15 protein-coding genes are annotated in these 19,457 nt (G+C 73.2%); 7 read left to right on the top strand and 8 right to left on the bottom strand.

The annotated features are described in order from the left end of the window. Positions 1 to 16 precede the first annotated feature (16 nt). The gene (locus tag ACZJYS_RS02215) at positions 17 to 1,099 is read right to left on the bottom strand and encodes an anhydro-N-acetylmuramic acid kinase (RefSeq protein WP_493175532.1); all 1,083 of its coding nucleotides are present in this window, start codon (positions 1,097 to 1,099) and stop codon (positions 17 to 19) included. Between the two features lie 97 nt (positions 1,100 to 1,196). Between ACZJYS_RS02215 and tyrS the strand changes: the two genes are divergently transcribed. Next, a complete protein-coding gene (tyrS, locus tag ACZJYS_RS02210; RefSeq protein ID WP_493175530.1) occupies positions 1,197 to 2,423 on the top strand; it encodes a tyrosine--tRNA ligase in 1,227 nt (408 codons plus the stop codon). Between the two features lie 34 nt (positions 2,424 to 2,457). On the opposite strand, the gene ACZJYS_RS02205 is transcribed toward tyrS, so the two are convergent. Beyond that, positions 2,458 to 5,685, bottom strand: coding sequence for a YhdP family protein (locus ACZJYS_RS02205; protein ID WP_493175484.1), 3,228 nt, complete (start codon positions 5,683 to 5,685; stop codon positions 2,458 to 2,460). 17 nt (positions 5,686 to 5,702) lie between these two features. Here ACZJYS_RS02205 and ACZJYS_RS02200 point away from each other — a divergent pair, with 17 nt between their 5' ends. Beyond that, the gene (locus tag ACZJYS_RS02200) at positions 5,703 to 8,693 is read left to right on the top strand and encodes a bifunctional [glutamine synthetase] adenylyltransferase/[glutamine synthetase]-adenylyl-L-tyrosine phosphorylase (RefSeq protein ID WP_493175482.1); all 2,991 of its coding nucleotides are present in this window, start codon (positions 5,703 to 5,705) and stop codon (positions 8,691 to 8,693) included. Beyond that, complete coding sequence (locus ACZJYS_RS02195) at positions 8,690 to 9,157, top strand: peroxiredoxin (RefSeq protein ID WP_379634399.1); 468 nt, start codon at positions 8,690 to 8,692, stop codon at positions 9,155 to 9,157. Before ACZJYS_RS02200 ends, ACZJYS_RS02195 begins: the two co-directional genes overlap by 4 nt. Positions 9,158 to 9,219: 62 nt before the next feature. On the opposite strand, the gene ACZJYS_RS02190 is transcribed toward ACZJYS_RS02195, so the two are convergent. Further along, positions 9,220 to 9,798 carry a YqaA family protein gene (locus ACZJYS_RS02190; RefSeq protein WP_493175480.1) on the bottom strand — a complete coding sequence of 193 codons (579 nt, stop codon included), beginning with the start codon at positions 9,796 to 9,798 and terminating at the stop codon, positions 9,220 to 9,222. 118 nt (positions 9,799 to 9,916) lie between these two features. Between ACZJYS_RS02190 and ACZJYS_RS02185 the strand changes: the two genes are divergently transcribed. Next, positions 9,917 to 11,188, top strand: a complete 1,272-nt coding sequence (locus tag ACZJYS_RS02185; protein ID WP_493175478.1) for an MFS transporter — start codon at positions 9,917 to 9,919, stop codon at positions 11,186 to 11,188. A 15-nt stretch (positions 11,189 to 11,203) separates the two neighbouring features. Here the strand turns inward: ACZJYS_RS02185 and ACZJYS_RS02180 are convergent, their stop codons facing one another. Continuing rightward, the gene (locus ACZJYS_RS02180) at positions 11,204 to 12,304 is read right to left on the bottom strand and encodes a Gfo/Idh/MocA family protein (RefSeq protein WP_379634403.1); all 1,101 of its coding nucleotides are present in this window, start codon (positions 12,302 to 12,304) and stop codon (positions 11,204 to 11,206) included. Between the two features lie 165 nt (positions 12,305 to 12,469). On the opposite strand from ACZJYS_RS02180, the gene ACZJYS_RS02175 reads away from it, so the two are divergent. Next, positions 12,470 to 12,805: an NIPSNAP family protein gene (locus ACZJYS_RS02175; protein ID WP_109515392.1), complete on the top strand. Its 336-nt coding sequence runs from the start codon at positions 12,470 to 12,472 to the stop codon at positions 12,803 to 12,805. 23 nt (positions 12,806 to 12,828) lie between these two features. Further along, positions 12,829 to 13,800, top strand: a complete 972-nt coding sequence (locus ACZJYS_RS02170; protein WP_493175474.1) for a tripartite tricarboxylate transporter substrate binding protein — start codon at positions 12,829 to 12,831, stop codon at positions 13,798 to 13,800. 60 nt (positions 13,801 to 13,860) lie between these two features. Here the strand turns inward: ACZJYS_RS02170 and ACZJYS_RS02165 are convergent, their stop codons facing one another. The 4 genes from ACZJYS_RS02165 to ACZJYS_RS02150 all read right to left on the bottom strand — a co-directional run bounded on the left by ACZJYS_RS02165 (position 13,861) and on the right by ACZJYS_RS02150 (position 18,877). Then, positions 13,861 to 14,325 (bottom strand): GlcG/HbpS family heme-binding protein, encoded by a 465-nt coding sequence (locus tag ACZJYS_RS02165; protein WP_109515390.1) that lies wholly within the window; start codon positions 14,323 to 14,325, stop codon positions 13,861 to 13,863. Between the two features lie 31 nt (positions 14,326 to 14,356). Beyond that, positions 14,357 to 16,708 carry a xanthine dehydrogenase family protein molybdopterin-binding subunit gene (locus ACZJYS_RS02160; protein ID WP_493175472.1) on the bottom strand — a complete coding sequence of 784 codons (2,352 nt, stop codon included), beginning with the start codon at positions 16,706 to 16,708 and terminating at the stop codon, positions 14,357 to 14,359. Positions 16,709 to 16,913: 205 nt separating this feature from the next. Then, entirely contained in the window at positions 16,914 to 17,315 is a 402-nt protein-coding gene (locus ACZJYS_RS02155; protein ID WP_379648321.1) for a MarR family winged helix-turn-helix transcriptional regulator, read from the bottom strand. Between the two features lie 593 nt (positions 17,316 to 17,908). Continuing rightward, positions 17,909 to 18,877: a Gfo/Idh/MocA family oxidoreductase gene (locus tag ACZJYS_RS02150; protein ID WP_493175470.1), complete on the bottom strand. Its 969-nt coding sequence runs from the start codon at positions 18,875 to 18,877 to the stop codon at positions 17,909 to 17,911. A 144-nt stretch (positions 18,878 to 19,021) separates the two neighbouring features. Here ACZJYS_RS02150 and ACZJYS_RS02145 point away from each other — a divergent pair, with 144 nt between their 5' ends. Next, positions 19,022 to 19,432, top strand: a complete 411-nt coding sequence (locus ACZJYS_RS02145) for an OmpA family protein (RefSeq protein ID WP_493175468.1) — start codon at positions 19,022 to 19,024, stop codon at positions 19,430 to 19,432. Positions 19,433 to 19,457: the final 25 nt, after the last annotated feature.

The following is a 19,457-nucleotide window of genomic DNA, read 5'->3' as shown; positions in this document are numbered from 1 at the left end:
AGGGGGCGGCACGGAGTCAGGCGGTCAGGCGCCCCCCCGTCAGCGGCTCCGGCGTGCCGGTGGTGCCGGGATAGGTCAGCGGCAGGCCCTTCGCCACCCGCGCCGCCAGCACGCCGAAGGCCTGGGCCTCCAGCGCGTCGCCATCCCAGCCGGCCACCTCCACCGGGCGCACCGGCTCGGCCAGGGCGCTGGCCAGGGCGCGCATCAGCGCCGGGTTGCGCCGGCCGCCGCCGGCCACCAGCCATTGCCGCGGCGGCTCGGGGAAGTGACGCCCCGCCGCCGCCACGGCGCAGGCGCAGAACGCCACCAGCGTCGCCGCGCCATCGGCCGGGGAGAGCTCGGCCGCGCCCGCCTCGCGCAGCGCGCGGTCGAAATCCAGCCGGTCGAGCGATTTGGGCGGCGGCGCGGCGAGGTAGGGGTGCGCCAGCAGCCGCCCCAGCACCGCGCCATCCGGCTGCCCGGCCAGCGCCAGCCGGCCATCCTTGTCATAGTCAGCGCCGGTGGCGCGGCGCGCCCAGTCGTCCAGCGGGCCGTTGGCGGGGCCGGTGTCGAAGGCCACCAATCGGTGGTCGGCGCCGATCCAGGTGACGTTGCCGACGCCGCCCAGGTTCAGGATGGCCAGCGGCTTCGGCAGGTCGGCCGCCATCACGGCATGGACGATCGGCACCAGCGGCGCCCCCTGCCCGCCCGCCGCCACGTCGGCGCTGCGGAAATCATGCGCGACGCGGAGGCCGGTGGCGCGCGCCAGCAGCGCCGCATCGCCGATCTGCCAGGTGCGGCCCTCGCCCGGCCGGCCCGCCGCCGGGCGGTGCAGGATGGTCTGGCCATGGAAGCCGAGCAGCTCGGCCGGCTGGCCGAGGCGGATCACCGCCTCGGCGTGGCGCTCCGTCACGCGCCGCTCGCAGTCGAGCAGGAAGGGGTCGTCGGACGGCAGGTCGCCCGCCATGTCCAGCAGCTTCCGCAGGTCCCGCCGCAGTTCCGGCTCGTAGGGCAGCGTCAGGCTCGGCCCCACCCGGCCGATCCGGTCTCCGTCGGTTTCAACCCACGCGGCATCCACGCCATCCAGCGAGGTGCCACTCATCAGACCAATGGTTCGCAGCATGGCGCGCACTGTGCTAGGGGCGCAGCGCCAGCGGAAGTCCCCCGGGGAACAACTCTTGGGGCCGGGCTGGGACATGAAGCGGACAAAGGCGACGATGGACGAGTTCCTGCATGTCGCGCGCGAGCGCGGCTACATCCACCAGGTGACGGACGAGGCGGCGATGGCCGCGCGCATGAAGCAGGGGCCGCTTCCCGCCTATGTCGGCTTCGACTGCACGGCCGACAGCCTGCATGTCGGCCACCTGCTCTCGATCATGATGCTGCGGCTGCTGCAGAAGACCGGGCACCGGCCGGTGGCGCTGCTCGGCGGCGGCACCACCCGCATCGGCGACCCCTCCTTCCGCGACGAGGCCCGGCCCCTGCTGACCGACGAGCAGATCGAGGTCAACAAGGCCGGCATCCGCAAGACCTTCGCCGCCGTCCTGTCCTTCGGCGAGGGTCCGACGGACGCGATGATGGTCGACAACAAGGACTGGCTGGACCAGCTCCTCTACATCCCCTTCCTGCGCGACATCGGCCGCCACTTCAGCGTCAACCGCATGCTGACGATGGACAGCGTGAAGCTGCGGCTGGACCGCGAGCAGCCGCTCTCCTTCCTCGAGTTCAACTACATGCTGCTGCAGTCCTACGACTTCCTGGAGCTGCGGCGGCGGCACGGGGTGGCGCTGCAGATGGGCGGCTCCGACCAGTGGGGCAACATCATCATGGGCGTCGAGCTGAACCGGCGCTGCGACGGCGCCGAGGTGTTCGGCCTGACCACGCCGCTGCTGACCACCGCCTCCGGCACCAAGATGGGCAAGACCGCCGGCGGCGCCGTGTGGCTGAACCCCGACCGCCTGGCGCCCTACGATTACTGGCAGTTCTGGCGCAACACGGAGGACGCGGATGTCGGCCGTTTCCTGGCGCTGTTCACCGAGCTGCCGATGGAGGAGGTGCGCCGCCTCGGCGCGCTGGCCGGCTCGGAGGTGAACGAGGCCAAGAAGATCCTGGCCACCGAGGCCACCGCCCTGCTGCACGGGCGGGAAGCCGCCACGCTTGCCGCCGAGACGGCGCGCCGCGCCTTCGAGGAGGGCCAGGCGGCCGAGACGCTGCCCTCGATCGCTGCACCCCTGCCGGCGCCGGCGATCGACCTCGCCGTGCAGGCGGGCTTCGCCGCCAGCAAGGGCGAGGCGCGCCGGCTGATCCGCCAGGGCGGGCTGCGGCTGAACGACGCCGCCATCACCGACGAGGCGCTGGAGGTTTCGGCGGCCGACCTGCGCGACGGCGCGGCCAAGCTCTCCGCCGGCCGCAAGCGCCACGTGCTGGTGCGCCCGGCCGCCTGACCGGTGCGGAACCCGGCCCGCGCCGGGTTCCGCGTCAGCGTTCCGCGGGTGGCGCCGGCTGCTGCCCCGGCGCGGCGCCGCCGCCGAACAGCCCGCGCAGGAAGCCCGGCGTCAGCGCCGCCAGCGGGTTCACCGAGACGGCGGGGTCCTGCACCGGCCCGCGCATCCGCCAGGTGGCGGCGAACAGCCCGCCTCCCTGCTCCGGGCTGAACAGCCGCCCGAGCAGCGGGATCTGCCCCAGCAGCGAGTTGAGGACATAGGCGGGCACGATGGTACCCTCGAGATCCAGCGCGCCGCCATGGCGCGGGATGCTGCCCTTCGCCGTGACGCCGAGCGAGGCGGAGAAGGCGCGCGCCTCCTGCACGAACAGCGTCTCCGGCGTCAGCCGGAACGGCGCCACCATGCGGGAGAAGCTGAGGCCCGGGCCGCGCACCGCGTCGAACACGCCATAGACGGTGAGTGCCTGCAGCAGCTTGCCGATCCCCTCCGCCTCGCTGACAGAGAAATTCTCCATTTCCGCCGTGCCGCCGAGCGTCGCCCCCGGAGCGTTGCCCGGCCAGCGGCCGGTGACCGCCAGCCGCCCGCCCTGCACGGTGCGCAGCACGTCGAAGGCGCGCAGCAGGTCGCCGGCATTCTCGGCGTGCAGGCGCAGGGCGCGGCCCGCGCCATCCGGCGTCACCGCCACGTCGAAGCCGCCGCCCGGGCCGGTCTGGCCGGTGAAGCGGGCCTCGCGCAGCACGCCGCGTGCATCGGCCAGCGCACGGCCGGAGACACCGGCCAGTACGCGCCCCTCGCCCAGCCGCACCTGGTCGAACCGGCCTTCCACCGCCACGGGCGGGCCGTCGCCGCCGGCCGCGTCGCCACCGGCGGCGTCCTGCGCGGCCAGCGCCGGGCCGAGGTCCAGCACCGGCCCCTCCAGGCGGAAGCGCCAGGGCGTGCCGGGCCGCGCCGGGGGCCAGGCCTGCGCGGCGAAGCGGCCGGCGAAGATGGCGGCTTCCGTCACATCCACCCGCTCCGGCCGGCTGGCGGCGGCGAAGCCCACCCGCCCCCGCGCCGAGAGCGAGGGCGCGGTGACGCGGAAGCTCTCCACCGCCCGCAGCGATTCCCCCTCCACCCGCAGCTCGGCCTGGGCGGTGGCGGGCTGGCCGGGCGGCTTGCTCCAGGCGAAGGGGGTGAGCGTCATGCGGCTCTCGCGCAGGTCGCCATTGATGCTGACGCGCATGTCGCCGGCGCGGCGCTTCTCCATCACCGCCTGCACGCCGACCGGGCCGGCCACGAAGCCCTCCAGGTCCAGCCCGAAATCGGCGATGCGGGCGGCATCCGGCCTCGCCTCGGCGCGGATGCGCTCGACCACCTGGGTGGCGGGGCCGGGGCGGAAATCCATCTCAACGCTGAGCTGGGTCGGGATGCCGTCGAGCTGCGCGTTGCCGCTGGCCTTCAGCGTGCTGTTGGTCACGCTGAGCTCGGCGGTGCCGCGTTCCAGCCGCTTGCCCAGCACCACATCGGCCAGGCGCAACTGGGTCAGCCTCGCCTGCACCTGCACCCGCAGCACCTCGGAGGGGATGTCCTCCAGCAGCGGGAAGGCCAGGCGCAGCGTGCCCTCCATCTGGCCACCCGGTTCCTTCAGGTCGAGCGGCCGCTTCTCGAACAGCTTCAGCCGCGGGTGGCGGATCAGCGCCACGACCTCCGGCACCGGGCCGCGCAGCTTCGCCTCGATCTCGGCCTGCTCCTGGCTGCCGTCCAGCCCGTGGAAGCGGATCACCGCGCCCGGGCTGCTCAGCGCCGTGCCCGATTGCCGCGCCGTGGCGGCCTCGATGCGGATCTCCTTCAGGCCGAAGCGCGCCGTGGCCGCCACCGCCTCGAGCGGCGGGATGGGGCGCAGCCAGTGCACCACCCCCTGCTCGAGCCCCAGCGTGCCGTCCAGCGCGGTGACGCGCAGCCCCGAAAGATCGGCCGCCGCCTCGGCGGCAAGCGCGAACCGGCCACCTTGGAAGGCACCGCCGGTGACGTTCTCCACCACCCACTTCCGGGCGCCGGGGACCACCCCTTCCGGCCAGTAGGCGCCGAGATCGGCGGCGGCGAGCGTGGCCAGGGAGAGGTCCAGCCCGGCGCGCCAGCGCCCGCCCTCCAGCCGTGCCTGGCCGCTGGCCTCGATCACCGGCGGCGCCGGGGTGGCGCCGCCGTTCTCCCGCGCCACCGCCGGCAGGGCGAGGCGCAGCCGGCGCAGCTCCAGCGCCGCCGGGTTGCCTTCCGCCGCCAGCGACAGGCCGGCGAAGGCGATGCGCCGCCCGGCATGGACGATGCCGCCCGGCCCTGCCTCCAGCTTCAGGTCAAGCTGCGGCAGGGCGCCCGCCTGCCGCCCGTCCAGCCGGCCGGAGATCTCGAGCGAGGCCGGCGCGTCGAACAGCGCCAGCGGCGCCAGGGCGGGCATCAGCCGGGCGATGCGGGCCGGCTCCAGCGCCGGCAGGGACAGGCTGCCCTCCAGCCGCTCCAGGGCGCCCTCCACCCGGCCGGCGAGGCGCACCGGCAGCGGCGCGCCATGATCCGGCAGGCGCAGCGCGGCGCTGCCCTCGCCCTCCGCCCCGCCGCCCGGCAGGCGGCGCAGCGCCAGATTCACCGCCTCCAGCCGCCAGACCAGGTTCAGCTGGCGGTCGAGGATGGTCAGGCGCCCATCGGCGAGGTCCAGCCGCCGCAGCGCGCCGAGTGGCGTGTCCTCCGCCTCCGGCCCGATCAGGCCGCGCAGCAAATCGCCGCCCTCGGCGGAGGGGGTGGCCGGCGCCTCGGGCGAGGGCTGCGGCGGGGTGCGGCCGAGGGCCAGGGTGACGCTGCCATCCGCGGCGCGCTCCAGCACCACGTTCGGCTTCTGCACGGCGATGCGCAGCGGCATCACCGTGCCGCGCAGCAGCTCGCCGAAGGCCAGGGTCACGGTGGCATCCGGCAGCTCCTGCCGCACCGCGCCCGCGGCGTCGCGCAGCCGCACGCCGCTGATCCGCAACTCCAGCGGAGAGCGGTCCGCCTGCCGGAAGCCGGACCAGGCGATGGCGACGTCCTCCACCTCCAGCGCCTCCTCCAGCCCCAGCCGCGGCGCCATGTCCTCCAGCACCGAGGCCAGCACGGGCAGGTGCAGCGGCCCCTGCGACAGCCGCCAGGACAGCGCCGCGAGGCCGAGGCCCGAGACCAGCAGCAGCGCCAGCAGGGTGCGGCCCAGCCAGCCGCCGAGCCAGCCGCAGCAACGCAGGGCTTGACCGCTCAGCCGGCGCATGGGTTGGCTCTCCTGCCATGCGCCCCGCGACTCTCCCCGCCCGAACCCTGCCCGCCCCGCACGACCGGATGGCCGCGCAACGGCTGCTGGAGGCCTTCGCCGAACGCGGCGCGGCCGAACGCGCCTATGCCGCCACCCCCGCCGGCGCCGCCCTGCTGGCGGCGCTGGGCGGCCACAGCCCCTATCTGGCCGAGTTGGCCGAGCGGGAGAGCGCCACCCTGCTGCGCCATGCCGAGCGCGGGCCGGACGACGCCTTCGCCCTGGCGCTGGACCCGCTCGGCCGCGCCGACCCGGATGCGGCGCGCCCGGCCGTGGCGGCGCTGCTGCGCCAGGCCAAGCGGCAGGCGGCGCTGATCATCGCCGCCGCCGACCTGGCCGGGCAATGGCCGCTGGACCGGGTGACGGGCGCGCTCTCCACCCTGGCGGAGGCGGCGATCGACTATGCCTGCGCGCATCTGCTCCGCGAGGCGGCCGGGCGTGGGGAGTTGCGTCTGCCGCGCGCGGGGGCCCGCGATTCGCGCGGGGTGGCGCGCGGCTCGGGGCTGGTCATCCTGGGCATGGGCAAGCTGGGCGGCGGCGAACTCAACTACTCCTCCGATATCGACCTGATGGTCCTCTACGACCCCATGGCCGCCGCCTGCAACGCCGAGCGTGCCGGCGGCCTCTATGTCCGCATCGCCCGCGACCTGGTGAAGCTGATGGAGGAGCGCACGGCGGGTGGCTACGTCTTCCGCACCGACCTGCGGCTGCGCCCCGACCCGGCGGCCACGCCGCTCGCCGTCAACATCGCCACCGCCATCTCCTACTACGAATCGCTCGGCCAGAACTGGGAGCGGGCGGCGATGATCAAGGCCCGGCCCGTCGGCGGCGACCGGGCGCTGGGCGAGCACTTCCTGAGCGAGATCCGCCCCTTCGTCTGGCGCCGCCACCTCGACTTCGCGATGATCGCCGACATCCATTCGATCAAGCGGCAGATCCACGTGGCGCATGGCGCGCGCGGCGCGCATGCGGAGGTGCGCGTGGCCGGGCACGACGTGAAGCTCGGCCGCGGCGGCATCCGCGAGATCGAGTTCACCACCCAGGTGCTGCAGCTGATCTGGGCCGGGCGCGACCCGGGGCTGCGCGACCCCACCACGCTCGGCGCGCTGGCGGCGCTGGCCGCCGCCGGGCGCATCGAACGCCGCGCCGCCGCCGACCTCGCCGATGCCTATGTCTTCCTGCGCGATGTCGAGCACCGGCTGCAGATGGTGGCGGACCGCCAGACCCAGCGCCTGCCGGAGGATGAGGAGGGGCTGGCGCGCATCGCCAGCTTCATGGGCTTCGCCGACACGCCCAGCTTCGCCGCCACCCTCACCGGCCATCTCAACCGGGTGGAGCAGCACTACGCACAGATGTTCGAGCGCGAGCCGGCGCTCAGCCACGACACGGGCGCGGAGGGGGCCGGCGGCAGCCTCGTCTTCACCGGGGCGCAGGACGACCCGGAGACCCTCGCCACCCTCTCCGCCATGGGCTACGCGCAGCCCGCCCAGGTGGCCGGAATGGTGCGCGGCTGGCACCACGGCCGGCTGCGCGCCACCCGCAGCGAGCGGGCGCGCGAGCTGCTGACCCAGCTGATGCCGACGCTGCTCGCCGCCTTCGCCGCGCAGCGCGAGCCGGACGCGGCGCTGGCGCGGTTCGACACCGTGCTCTCGCGCATGGCGGCGGGGGTGCAGATGCTGTCGCTGTTCCATCGCAACCCGGCACTCTTGCGGCGCGTGGCGGGCATTCTCGGCGCGGCGCCGGCGCTGGCCAACCATCTCGCCAACAACCCCGCCTCGCTCGACGGGTTGCTGGCCGGCGGCGGCGGCGACGACCCCGGCGCCGCCGCCGCCGTGCTGCCCGCCCTGCTGAAGCAGGCGCGCCACTTCGAGGAGGCGCTGGACGGCGCCCGCCGCATGGTGACCGAAGGCAAGTTCGAGATCGATGCCGCGGCGCTGGAGGGCGTGCTCGACGCCGATGCCGCCGGCGCCGCGCGCAGCGCCCTGGCGGATGCCGCCATCGGCGCCCTGCTGCCGCATGTCGCGCGGGAATTCGCCGCCCGCTTCGGCAAGGTGCGCGGCGGCGCGCTGGCGGTGGTGGCGCTGGGCAAGCTGGGCGGGCAGGAGATGCTGCCCGGCTCCGACCTCGACCTGGTGCTGATCTACGACCACCCGGAGGATGCCGAGGAAAGCCGCGGCGGGCCGCGTTCCCTGCCGCCCAGCGTCTATTTCAGCCGGCTGGCGCAGCAGGTGATCGGCGCCATCACCGCCCCCGGCGCAGAAGGCAAGCTCTACGAGGCGGACATGCGGCTGCGCCCCTCGGGCAACAAGGGGCCGGTGGCCACCTCGCTCTCCGCCTTCACCCGCTACCATGCCGAGAGCGCCTGGACCTGGGAGCGCATGGCGCTCACCCGCGCCCGTTGCGTGGCGGGGCCGCCGGCGCTGCGGCGGCGCATCGGGCAGGCGGTGCGCGGCGCCATCATCGCCCATGCGGGCGAGACCGCGATCGCCGACGCGGTGGCGATGCGCGCCCGCATGCTGCGCGACCTGCCGGTGGACGGCCCGTGGGACATCAAGGCCATGCCGGGCGGCATGGTGGAGGTGGAGTTCATCGCCCAGGCGCTGCAGCTCGCCCATGCGGCGCGCCAGCCGAAGGTGCTGGCACCCACCACGCGGCTGGCCCTGGCCAACCTCGCCCGCGCCCGGCTGCTGCCGGCGGCGGAGGCGGAGACGCTGATCGCCGCCGACCGGTTGTGGCGCACCACCCTCGGCCTGCTGCGGCTGACGCTCGGCCGCTGGCGGCAGGAGGCGCTGCCCGCCCCCACCGCCGCCGCCCTGCTGCGCGCCACGGCGCCGCTGCTGGGCCAGGCGGGCGTCGATGCAGGCGCGGTTGACCTTCCGGCCTTCCGCCAGCAGATGCGCATCCAGGCCGAGCAGGTGCGCGACATTTTCGAGCGCCGCCTCGGCCGGCTCGCAGGAGGAACTGGATGAGCATCGAGGAAGGCATGGACGCCCCGGCGTTCGAGCTGCCGGCCAGCGGCGGGCGCAGCGTCTCGCTCGCCGCCATGAAGGGGCAGCCCTTCGTGCTGTATTTCTATCCCAAGGCCGACACCTCGGGCTGCACGAAGGAGGCCTGCGACTTCCAGGAGGCGCTGCCGGCGCTCCAGGGCCTCGGCCTCGCCGTCATCGGCGTCTCGCCGGACCCGATGAAGCCGATCGAGAAATTCGCCGAGAAGTACGGCCTCGCCTTCCCCCTCGCCTCGGACGCGGAGAAGACGGTGGCACAGGCCTATGGCACCTGGGTCGAGAAATCCATGTATGGCCGCACCTACATGGGCATGGAGCGCAGCACCTTCCTGATCGGCCGCGACGGCCGCGTGGCGAAGGTCTGGCGCAAGGTGAAGGTGCCGGGCCACGCCAAGGCGGTGATGGAGGCAGCGAAGGCGCTGGGCTGAGATACGAGGCGCGGCTGGGCGCGGGGCCTGGCCGGTTCTCCGCCGGCCGCCCCGCCGCCGGCTCAGACCCCGCGCAGCACCAGCACGCCGCCGGCCAGCAACCCCGCCGCAAGCGTGGTCAGCAGCGCCAGCCGGCGCTCGACGAAGTCGCGCATCGGCGCGCCGTAGCGGCGCAGCAGCCCGGCCAGCAGGAAGAAGCGCAGCCCGCGCGCCACCAGGCTGGCCAGGATGAAGGCAGCGGGGCTGAAGGCGGCGGCCCCGGCGGCGATAGTCACCGCCTTGTAGGGGATGGGGGTCAGCCCCATCACCAGCACCGCCACCACGCCCCATTCCCTGAACCATGCCTCGAAATTCGCCAGCGCCTCCTCCTGGCCGTAGGCGCGCAGCAGCGGCTCGGCCAGCGTCTCGTAGAGGAAGAAGCCCAGCAGGTAGCCGGCCAGGCCGCCCAGCACCGAGGCCACGGTGCAGATGGCCGCGTAGCGCCAGGCGCGCTCCGGCCGGGACAGGCACATGGGCAGCAGCAGCGCATCCGGCGGCACCGGGAACACGCTGCTCTCGGTGAAGGAGACGGCGGCCAGCCAGCGCTCCGCGTGGCGGTGGCCGGCGAGGGCGAGGATGCGGTCGTACAGGGCGCGCAGCATCGCCTGCCTCTCCCATGCCGCCAGCGCCGGGGCAACCCGCCCAGCCATGCCGGCGGCGGGCTTGCCGCCCCGCGCGGAGGGCGACATCCTCGCGCAACGACGCCCGCGAGGAAGCACCATGCCGCCCGAACCCAACGCAGCCCAGGGGGCCAGCCCCGGCGCCCTACCCGGGCGCCGCCTCTCCCCCATGATGATCCTGGTGCTCTGCGGCGTGGGCGCCGCCGCCCTGGCCATGGGGCTGCGGCAATCCTTCGGCCTGTTCCTGGCGCCGATGACCGCCGCCAATGGCTGGACCGCCAGCGGCTTCGCCTTCGCCATCGCGCTGCAGGTGCTGGTCAACGGCATCTCCCAGCCGCTCTGCGGGCAGCTGGCGGACCGGATCGGCGGCCGCAACGTCATCATCGGCGGCGCGGTGCTCTACATGCTGGGCATCCTGGGCATGGCGCTGTCCGACGGGCTGCCGCTCTTCACCTTCTTCGCCGGGCTGGTCATGGGGGTCGCGGTCTCGGCCGCCGGCATGCCGGTGATCATGGCCAGCATGACGCGGCTGCTGCCGGAATCGCAGCGCGGCCGTGCCACCGGGCTCGGCACCGCCGGCTCCTCCTTCGGGCAGTTCCTGGTGGTGCCGCTGGCGGGCTTCGGCATCGCCGGCTTCGGCTGGCAGGGCGCGCTGCTGGTCATGGCGGGCGCGGCGCTGCTGATGGTGCCGCTGGCCCTGCCGCTGAACGACCGCCCCGCGCCCCCGCCCACCACCGCCGCGGGCCGCGCCGCCGCGGCGGCCGAGGAGACGGCGGGCCAGACCCTGCGCCGTGCCTTCCGCAGCACCTCCTTCTGGTGCCTGTTCTTCGGCTTCTTCGTCTGCGGGCTGCATGTCAGCTTCCTGGCGGTGCACCTGCCGGGCTTCGTGGCGAGCTGCCACCTGCCCAGCTATGTCGGCGCCGGCGCCATCAGCCTGATCGGCCTGTTCAACGTGGCGGGCTCGCTGATCTCGGGGGAGCTGACGCAGAAATGGCGGCGGCGGGAGCTGCTGGTGGCGATCTACGCCAGCCGCGCCGTGCTGATGACCATCTTCTTCCTGGCGCCCAAGACCACCGGCACGGTGCTGGCCTTCTCGGCCGTCATGGGCATCCTGTGGCTCTCCACCGTGCCGCCCACCGTGGCGCTGTGCGCCCGCAACTTCGGCATGCGCTGGCTGGCCACGGTGTTCGGCCTGGTGTTCCTTGGCCACCAGATCGGCGGCTTCACCGGCGCCTGGCTGGGCGGCCTCATCTTCGACCGCACCGGCAGCTACGACCTGATGTGGATCATCAGCATCCTGGCCGGCGTGTTCGCCGCGCTGGTGCATCTGCCGATCCGCGACGCGGCACGGCCGGCGGCGGTGCCGGCCTGAGCCGCGCCGCGCCGCTCATCCCTCGCCGGGGGCGTGCGCGTTGACGAGGGGCGGCGGCGGTGCGTCCAGCGGGATCTCCCGCCGCTGGCTGGCCACTGGCCGGGCGCGCCGCTGGAAGGGCGGCAGCGCCACCCGCCCGCCCTGCGCCAGGGCGCGCTCGATGGCATCGAGGATGCGCATGTCGCACCAGCCTTCCTCGCCATCCGGCTCCGGGTCCAGCCCGCGCAGCACGCAATCCGAGAAATATTCCAGCTCTCCGGCGAACTGGTCGGTCGCGGCGAAGCCTTCCTCCTGCACGCCGCCCGGCAGGGAAAGCCGGTGCCGCAGCCCTGTGCCGAAGGTGAATCCGGGCTCCACCGCCAGATCGCCCGCGCTGCCGAGGATGCGGTACTGGTCCACCGGCCGCCCGGCATAGCTGACCGAGAACTGCGCCAGCCCGCCACCGGGGAAGCGCATCGACACCGAGACGGTGTCGTCGAAATTCATCTCCAGCGCCGGGTCTCGCGTGCCGATGGCAGCGATCTCCACCGGCTCCTCGCCGAAGACGTGCCGCGCCATGTTGATCGGGTACGGGCCCATATCCACCACGGGGCCGGCCCAGTAGCCGTGCTTGCTGCGGTGGTTGCCGGGCGCCACGATCTGCGCGAAGGCGGAGGAGAACAGGCGCGCCTGCCCCAGCCGGCCGCTGCGCACCACCTCCAGCGCCGCCAGGGTGGCGGGCTCGAAATGCAGCCGGTAGGCCACCATCAGCTTCGCGCGGGCACGGGCGGCGGCATCGCGGATCGCCTCCGCATCCTCCAGACTGGCCGCCGCCGGCTTCTCCAGCAGCACATGGATGCCGGCCGCCAGCGCCTTTTCCGTGCCCTCCCGGTGCAGCCAGTTGGGGGTGGCGAGATAGACCGCGTCGATGTCGCCGGACGCCAGCAGCCGGTCGTAATCGCCATAGTCATAGGCGGGGATGCCGTAGCGGGCGCCGAGCGCCGCGCGCTTCTCGGCATCGCCGGTGACGATGGCGGCGAGGGTGGAATTCCGCGTCCGCGCCACCGCCGGCATGAAGGCCGCCTGCGAGATCCAGCCGCCGCCCACCACCGCGTAACGCACCTTGCCTTCCGCCATCACTCAACCCCGCCCTGTCCGTGTCGATGAATGCCAGGCCGCCGCCGTGCCGGCGCCCATGGGGCAACACCCCGGCCCACCCCGGGTTGCCACATGGGTTGCCACATGGGTTGCTCTGGGCCGGCGCCCGGATCATGCTGCTCCGGCAACGGAGGAAAACGAACCATGCTGCTCGACCACCGCACTTACGTCTGCCGCCCGGGAACCATCCGCAAGCAGCTGGCGCTGTACCAGGAATACGGGCTGGCGGCGCAGACGCGGCACCTGGGCATGCCGGTGGCCTACCTCGTCACTGAGACCGGCGACGTGAACTGCTACGTGCATATCTGGGCCTATGAGAACGCCGCCGACCGCGAGCGCCGCCGCGCCGCCATGCAGGCGGACCCGGAATGGATCGAGTTCATGCGCCGCAGCGCCGAGGCCGGCTACCTGGTCAGCCAGCTCAATTCGCTGATGCGCCCCGCCGAGTTCTTCCCCCAGCCCGCCCGCGTCGGCGGCTGAGCCGGCCCGAGCACGGCCGCGCCATGCGCAGAACACGACGCCGCGGCGCCCTCGCGCTGGCCCTGGCCGCCGGCGCCCTGCTGGCGGCCACCCATCTCCCGGCGCGGGCGCAGGAGCGCTTCCCCAGCCGGCCGTTGCAGATGGTCGTGCCCTACCCGCCCGGCGGCAACACCGACCTGATGGCCCGCGCGCTGCAGCAGGAGCTGGCACGCGCGCTCGGCCAGCCGGTGGTGGTGGTCAACCGCGGCGGCGCGGCCGGCACCATCGGCGATGCCGAGGTCGCCCGCGCCCGGCCGGATGGCTACACCATCGGCATGTCGCCCAACAACCCGCTGACGGCGCAGCCACACCTGCAATCCCTGTCCTACAGCGTGGACAGCTTCCGCTACCTCTGCATGGTCTATGACAACCCGCAGGTGCTGGTGGGAAGCCGCGACATGCCCTTCCGCGACCTGAAGGGCATGGTGGCGCTGGCGCGCAGCGCGCCGGAGGCGCTGGTCTTCGGCTCGCCCGGCCAGGGCAGCACCCAGCACATCCTGCTGGCCGCGCTCCTCCGCATGGCCGGGGCCGACGGGCTGCACGTGCCCTATACCGGCGCCGGCCCGATGGCCCAGGGGGCGCTGGGCGGGCAGATCATGGTGTTCGTGGAAAGCCCCTCGATTCCCGCGGCAACGGGGCTGCCGGTGCTGGCGGTGTTCGGCAGCCGGCGCCTGCCCGGCCTGCCGGCCGTGCCGACCACGGAGGAGATGGGGCTGCCGGTGGCGGGCACCTCGGCTGGCGGGCTGGTGGCGCCGGCCGACATCCCAGACGAGGCGGCCAACGCCATCGAGGAAGCCTGCCGCCTGGCGGTGACCAGCGAGCCCTTCCGGCTGGCGGCGGAGCGGCTGAACGCCGTGCCCACCTTCCTCACCGGGCGCGCCTTCCACAAGCGCTTCCAGGCGGAGAGCGAAACCAACAGGAAGCTGCTGCGCGACCTGGGGCTGGGGAAGGACTGAAAGGCAAAAAGGCCGGGGGAAGGAATTCCCCCGGACCCCCGTCTTTTTTCTATTAGTTCATCACTCTGGGTCGCCGGTGTCGGCCACCAGGCCCACCGCCTCGATGCCAGCCACGGCGCAGACCTCGTCCTTGTCCGAGGCATCGCCGGAAATGCCGACGGCGCCGAGCACGGTGCCCTGCGCATCGCGCACCAGCACGCCGCCCGGCACCGGCACGGCACGGCCGCCGCACAGGTCGGAGAAGGCGTTCATGAAGCCCGGCATCTTGGCTGAGCGGCGCGCCAGCTCGCGGCCGCCAAAGCCCAGCGCCATGGCGCCGAAGGCCTTGCCGGTGGCGATCTCGGGCCGCAGCAGGCTGGCGCCGTCCTCGCGCAGCAGCAGCTTCGGCTGCGCCGCCTGGTCCAGCACCACCACGGTCAGCGGCGCGAGGTTCAGCTCACGCCCCTTGGCCAGCGCCGCCTCGCCGATGCGGGAGGCGACGGAAAGGCTGATGCCGGGGGCGAAGCCGATGGGGGGGTTGGGCATGTTTTCTCCCGTATGGGTGGCAGGCAAGGAATCAGGCGTGCGCGTGCAGCGCGCGCCAGACGGTCTCCGGCGTCGCCGGCATGTCGATATGCGTGACGCCACGCGCGGAGAGCGCGTCCACCACGGCGTTCATCACCGCGGGCAGCGACCCGGCGCAACCCGCCTCGCCGCAGCCCTTGGCGCCGAGAGGGTTGGTCTTGGCCGGCACGGCATGGCTGATGAACTCGAAGCTCGGCACGTCTACCGCGCGCGGCAGCGCGTAGTCGGAATAGGAGCCGGAGAGGAGCTGGCCATCCTCGCTGTAGGCGGTACGCTCCATCAACGCCTGGCCGATGCCCTGCACGATGCCGCCATGCGCCTGCCCCTGCACCAGCAGCGGATTCACGATGACGCCGAAATCGTTCACCGTGACGTAGCGGTCGATGCGGGTGACGCCCGTCTCCGGGTCGATCTCCACCTCGGCGATGTGGCAGCCATTGGGGAAGGCCATCGGCGCCTGGTCGAAGATGTGCGAGACATCCAGCGTCTCCGGCACGCCGTCCGGCAGGTGCGTCTCGGTGCGCAGGCGCTGCGCCAGCTCCAGCAGGCCGATGCCGCGATCCGTGCCGGCGATGGACAGGCGCGCGCCGCCCTCGGCATGCGGCTCGAACTCGATATCCGCCACCGCCGCCTCCAGCACATGCGCGGCGGCGGCGCGGGCCTTCTCAACCACCAGCGCCGAGGCCTCGACGATGGCGGCGCCCGAGGCCATCAGCGACTTCGAGCCGCCCGTGCCACCGCCGGCGATGAGCTGGTCGGAATCGCCCTGCACCAGCCGGATGCGCTCGAAGGGGATGCCCAGCGTCTGGTGCAGCACCTGGGCGAAGGGCGTCCAGTGCCCCTGGCCGTAATCCAGCGTGCCGGTGACGATGGTGACGCTGCCATCCTCGCCGAAGCGCAGGCCGCCCATCTCCTTGGCCGGCGGCGCCGTGCACTCCAGGAAATTGCCGACGCCGCGGCCGCGCAGGAAGCCCCGCGCGGTGCTCTCCGCCTTGCGGGCCTCGTAGCCCTCCCAGTCGGCGGCGCGCATCGCCTCTTCCAGCACGGCGGAGAACTCGCCGCCATCGTAGTTGGAGCCGGAGGCGGCGGCGTAGGGCATCTGCTCGGGGCGGATGTGGTTGCGCCGGCGCATCTCGATCGGGTCGAGGCCCATCTCGGCGGCGGCCGTCTCGATCAGCCGCTCCATGAAGTAGTTGCCCTCGGGGCGCCCGGCGCCGCGATAGGCGGAGACCGGCGTGGTGTTCGTCACCAGGCAGCGCGTCGCCACCTCGATCAGCGGCGTGGCGTAGTTGCTCTGGACGTTGCGGGTGAAGTTCAGCGTGCCCATCAGCGGACCGACGGTGGCGAGGTAGCCACCCATATTGGCGAAGCTGGTGAGCCGCACGGCCAGGAAGCGGCCCTCGGCATCGAGCGCCAGCTCCGCATTCACCTCATGGTCGCGGCCGTGCTGGTCGGAGAGGAAGCTGCCGGTGCGCTCGTCGGTCCACTTCACCGGGCGGCCCAGCACCTTCGCCGCGTGCAGCAGGCAGAGATATTCCGGATAGGCGGAGGCCTTCATGCCGAAGCTGCCGCCGACATGGCCTGTCAGGATGCGCAGCTTCTCGACCGGCACCTTCAGCAGGTCGCCCGCCATCTGGTTGCGCAGGCCAAACACGCCCTGGCTGCCGACATGCAGCGTGTAGCGCCCCTCCTCCGCGTCATAAACGCCGATGGCGCTGCGCGGCTCCATCGCGCAGACCACCACGCGGTTGTTGCGCAGCGAGAGCCGTGTGACATGCGCGGCACCGGAGAAGGCCTCGGCCACCTTGGCGGCATCGCCATAGTGGAAGTCGAGCACCTGGTTGCCGGCCACGTGGTCGTAGAGCTGGGGCGCATCCGGCGCGGCGGCGGCGGAGGCCTCGGTCACCGCGGGCAGCGGGTCGATGTCGGGCAGCACCGCCTCGGCGCCGTCCTTCGCCGCTTCCTTCGTCTCGGCGACGACGAAGGCGATCGGGTCGCCCACGAAGCGCACCTTGTCGGTGGCCAGCACCGGGCGCTCGATATTGGTCAGCCCCGGCAGCGAGATGGTGCAGCGGAGCGTGCCGTAGCCGGCCGCCTGCAGATCCTCGCCGGTGAACACGGCGACGACGCCCGGCACCTCCTTCGCCGCGCTGGTGTCGAGGCCGCGCAGCACGCCATGGGCGTAGGGGCTGCGCACCATCACGCACCAGAGCTGGCCGGGAAGCTGGAGGTCGTCGGTATAGCGGCCCTGGCCGCGCAGCAGGAGCGGGTCCTCGTTGCGCGGCACAGGCTGGCCGATGCCGAATTTCAGGCGGCTGGGGTCGACGGGCAGGGAATCCGGCATGCGGGACGCTCCGTGGCAGCGGATGACAGCACCGCCAGCCTAGAAGCATCCTGCCTGACGCGCGACCCCCCTCCTCTCCGGACGATCCGCCGGGCCGGCGCTACAGGCCGGGCACCGCGAAGGGAGATGCCACGCGGAATGCGCGGAGAACCGCCCGCGCTGCCGGCCTTGGTGCCGGAGCGGCAGGCGGTTCCGGAGACGGCCTTCAGCCGGCGCGGCGCGCGGCGCTCTCGGTGTTGGCGGGCTCGGAGGGCGAGACGGCATGCGCCACGCTGTCCGCCTCGACCATGATGCCGCGGATCTCCCGCAGGAAGGCGGCGCCCTTGACGGTGCGCTGCACCAGGACGCTGCGGCGGTCCTGCGGGTCGGTCTTGCGGCGCGCCAGATCGAGCTCGCCCAGGCGGTCCAGCGCACGGGTGATCGCCGGCTTGGAGACGTTCAGCGTCGCCGCCAGGCCACGCACGGTGTGCGGCCCCTCGCCCATGTAGACGGTCAGGAAGACGCCCAGCTGCCGCGCGGAAAGATCGTGCCCATCGCGCCGCACCAAGGCGACAACGGTATCGCGCAGAATACCGATCAACTGATCCGGAGCGTTATGAACAGGCATTTCAGGTTTATGTCCTCAACAGGCTTTGCCCGCCCGGCTGACGGGCCCGACAGAGCGATTGGAAACGGTATCGGCCGCATGCCGGCCGGCAATCCAGGAAACGGTCGTTCCGGGAGGCTTAATCGGAGCGGGATGGCTATGGTTTCGATACGATCCCGCTTATTTTGTCGCCAGAGTGGAGTTAGGGAGGCGGACATGCAGCGCCCGCAAAGCTTTCGGAAAAGCCCCTAGCTCCAGGCCTCCCTCCGGACCTTCCGGCCCGCCGAGAAGGCTGAACCGGAAGCCATGCGGCCCGGTGGAAGCGTGTCGCCCTGTGATGCGCAACGACCCCGCTTCATGTCGAGCCACGAATCGTAACCAGATTGCATCGTTGAACCACATTCCCGTGTGGAGCAGTCGCACTGGCATCATGCCCCCCGCCACAACGCCGCCTGCCGTCCCTCTCCGGCAGGTGGCGCGCCGGCTCTGTTTCCCTCCTGGCACGGGAAGCGGAGCCGTTGCGCGCAACCAAAGGTATATCACAACTCAAGCGTGTCCGAAACCGAAATGAAGAAGCTTTTGTGGAAGTTTCCCGCGCCGCAGCCGTGAAATTTTCAGGAGCGCAACAGCGTCTCCACAACCTGCTGCACCTCCAGCGCCTCCCGCAGCGTGGCGAGGCTCTGCGGCGTACCCCGGGTCAGCGCGGCCAGCTTCTCCACCTGCCCGCGCAGCACCATCGGGCGCATCGCCTCGTTGGGCAGCGCATCCGGCGCCTGGCGCCATTCGCCGCCCGCCTCCAACTTCTCGGCCAGCGACCAGTTGCGCAGGCGGATCGCCCCCGCCGCGCCGGTCAGCGTCCAGCTGTTGGCCTCGTCCTCCGCGATGCGGCCGACGCCGCCCCGCAGCGTCACGGGCACGCCGCCGGCGCTCAGCTCCGCCTCGATCGCCGTCTCGGCGCCGTCGCCGGCCGGATAGGTGACACGGGCCGAATGCAGCACCAGCGGGCCGAGCTGCCGGCGCGTCAGGAACAGGAAATGCGACATCACCTCGCGGGTGAAGCCGCCCTCGGCACGGCGCGCGAGCCAGCCCGCCGCGTCGCTCTGCCAGCCGCGCGGCCAGCGGCCGAACTCGGTGACGATCTCGAGCCGCTGCGGCGCCCCCACCGCCCCGGCCTGCCGCCAGGCGGAAAGCTGCGCCACCGCCGGCGACGAGGCCATGGGGAAGTTCACCGCCGCCCGCGCGCCGGCGGCCTCCGCCTCGGCCACGAAGGCCTCCGCCTCCTCCAGCCCGGTGGCCAGCGGCTTCTCCAGGAACACGGCGCGGCCGGCCGCCAGCGCGGCGCGCGCCAGCGGGATGTGCGCGGCCGGCGGCGCCGCGATGTAGAGCGCGTCGCAGGCCGCGATCACCGCCGCCGCGTCGGCCAGCATCGGCACGCCGGGCGCCGCCGCCTCCAGCCGCGCCGCCGCCTCGGGCGAAGGATCCCAAATGCCTGCCAGCCGCATCTCCGGATGCGGGAAGGCGGTGCGCACCAGCCGCTCCCCCATGATCCCGAAGCCCACGATGCCGAGCGACAACGGCGCCATCCGCCCCTCCCCTGCGTGAAAGGCGCGGAACCTAGTGCGTGGCCGCGGCGCAGGCCAGCCCTTTCCGGGCGCGCGGTTGACGTTGCGCCGCCCGCCGCGCATCTCTGCGCCGTCCCCATCGACTCCCCACCGGAGAACGCGCGCATGCGCCGCCCCTTCCTACTCGGCCTCCTCGCCCTGCCGCTGCTCGCGGGCTGCGCCATGCCCGGCGGCGAGGCATCGCAGGAGCCCGTCCATGTCGTGTTCTTCACCGAGGACAGCGCCGCGCTGGACGAGGCGGCGCAGGCCGTGGTGGCCGACGCCGCCCGCAAGGCGCAGGCCGATGCCAGCCTGGCGGTGCGGGTGATGGGCTTTGCCGACCCCGATGGCGGGCGGGCCTACAACCGCGCCCTCTCCGCCGCCCGCGCCGAGCATGTGGCGAACTCCCTGCGCGATCAGGGCGTACCGGCCGCGCGCATCAGCGTGGCGCCGCGCGGCCCGGTGCCCTTCGAGATGATGCCGCTGGAAAGCCGCCGGGTGGAGATCGTGCTGGGCGGGCAGGCCCCGGCGCGCTGAACGGAGACTTCGCGCTGAACGGAGA

The sequence above is a fragment of the Roseomonas sp. TS2 genome (assembly GCF_058833935.1).
Note: the sequence above shows the minus strand (reverse complement) of the source record. Positions and strands in the feature narration are given on the sequence as shown.

Excerpts from the sequence above, each read along its gene's own strand:
- tyrS (WP_493175530.1), top strand. The coding sequence starts at position 1,197 with ATGGACGAGTTCCTGCATGTCGCGCGCGAGCGCGGCTACATCCACCAG.
- ACZJYS_RS02205 (WP_493175484.1), bottom strand. The coding sequence starts at position 5,685 with ATGCGCCGGCTGAGCGGTCAAGCCCTGCGTTGCTGCGGCTGGCTCGGC.
- ACZJYS_RS02200 (WP_493175482.1), top strand. The coding sequence starts at position 5,703 with ATGCGCCCCGCGACTCTCCCCGCCCGAACCCTGCCCGCCCCGCACGAC.
- ACZJYS_RS02195 (WP_379634399.1), top strand. The coding sequence starts at position 8,690 with ATGAGCATCGAGGAAGGCATGGACGCCCCGGCGTTCGAGCTGCCGGCC.
- ACZJYS_RS02190 (WP_493175480.1), bottom strand. The coding sequence starts at position 9,798 with ATGCTGCGCGCCCTGTACGACCGCATCCTCGCCCTCGCCGGCCACCGC.
- ACZJYS_RS02185 (WP_493175478.1), top strand. The coding sequence starts at position 9,917 with ATGCCGCCCGAACCCAACGCAGCCCAGGGGGCCAGCCCCGGCGCCCTA.
- ACZJYS_RS02180 (WP_379634403.1), bottom strand. The coding sequence starts at position 12,304 with ATGGCGGAAGGCAAGGTGCGTTACGCGGTGGTGGGCGGCGGCTGGATC.
- ACZJYS_RS02175 (WP_109515392.1), top strand. The coding sequence starts at position 12,470 with ATGCTGCTCGACCACCGCACTTACGTCTGCCGCCCGGGAACCATCCGC.
- ACZJYS_RS02170 (WP_493175474.1), top strand. The coding sequence starts at position 12,829 with ATGCGCAGAACACGACGCCGCGGCGCCCTCGCGCTGGCCCTGGCCGCC.
- ACZJYS_RS02165 (WP_109515390.1), bottom strand. The coding sequence starts at position 14,325 with ATGCCCAACCCCCCCATCGGCTTCGCCCCCGGCATCAGCCTTTCCGTC.
- ACZJYS_RS02160 (WP_493175472.1), bottom strand. The coding sequence starts at position 16,708 with ATGCCGGATTCCCTGCCCGTCGACCCCAGCCGCCTGAAATTCGGCATC.
- ACZJYS_RS02155 (WP_379648321.1), bottom strand. The coding sequence starts at position 17,315 with ATGCCTGTTCATAACGCTCCGGATCAGTTGATCGGTATTCTGCGCGAT.
- ACZJYS_RS02150 (WP_493175470.1), bottom strand. The coding sequence starts at position 18,877 with ATGGCGCCGTTGTCGCTCGGCATCGTGGGCTTCGGGATCATGGGGGAG.
- ACZJYS_RS02145 (WP_493175468.1), top strand. The coding sequence starts at position 19,022 with ATGCGCCGCCCCTTCCTACTCGGCCTCCTCGCCCTGCCGCTGCTCGCG.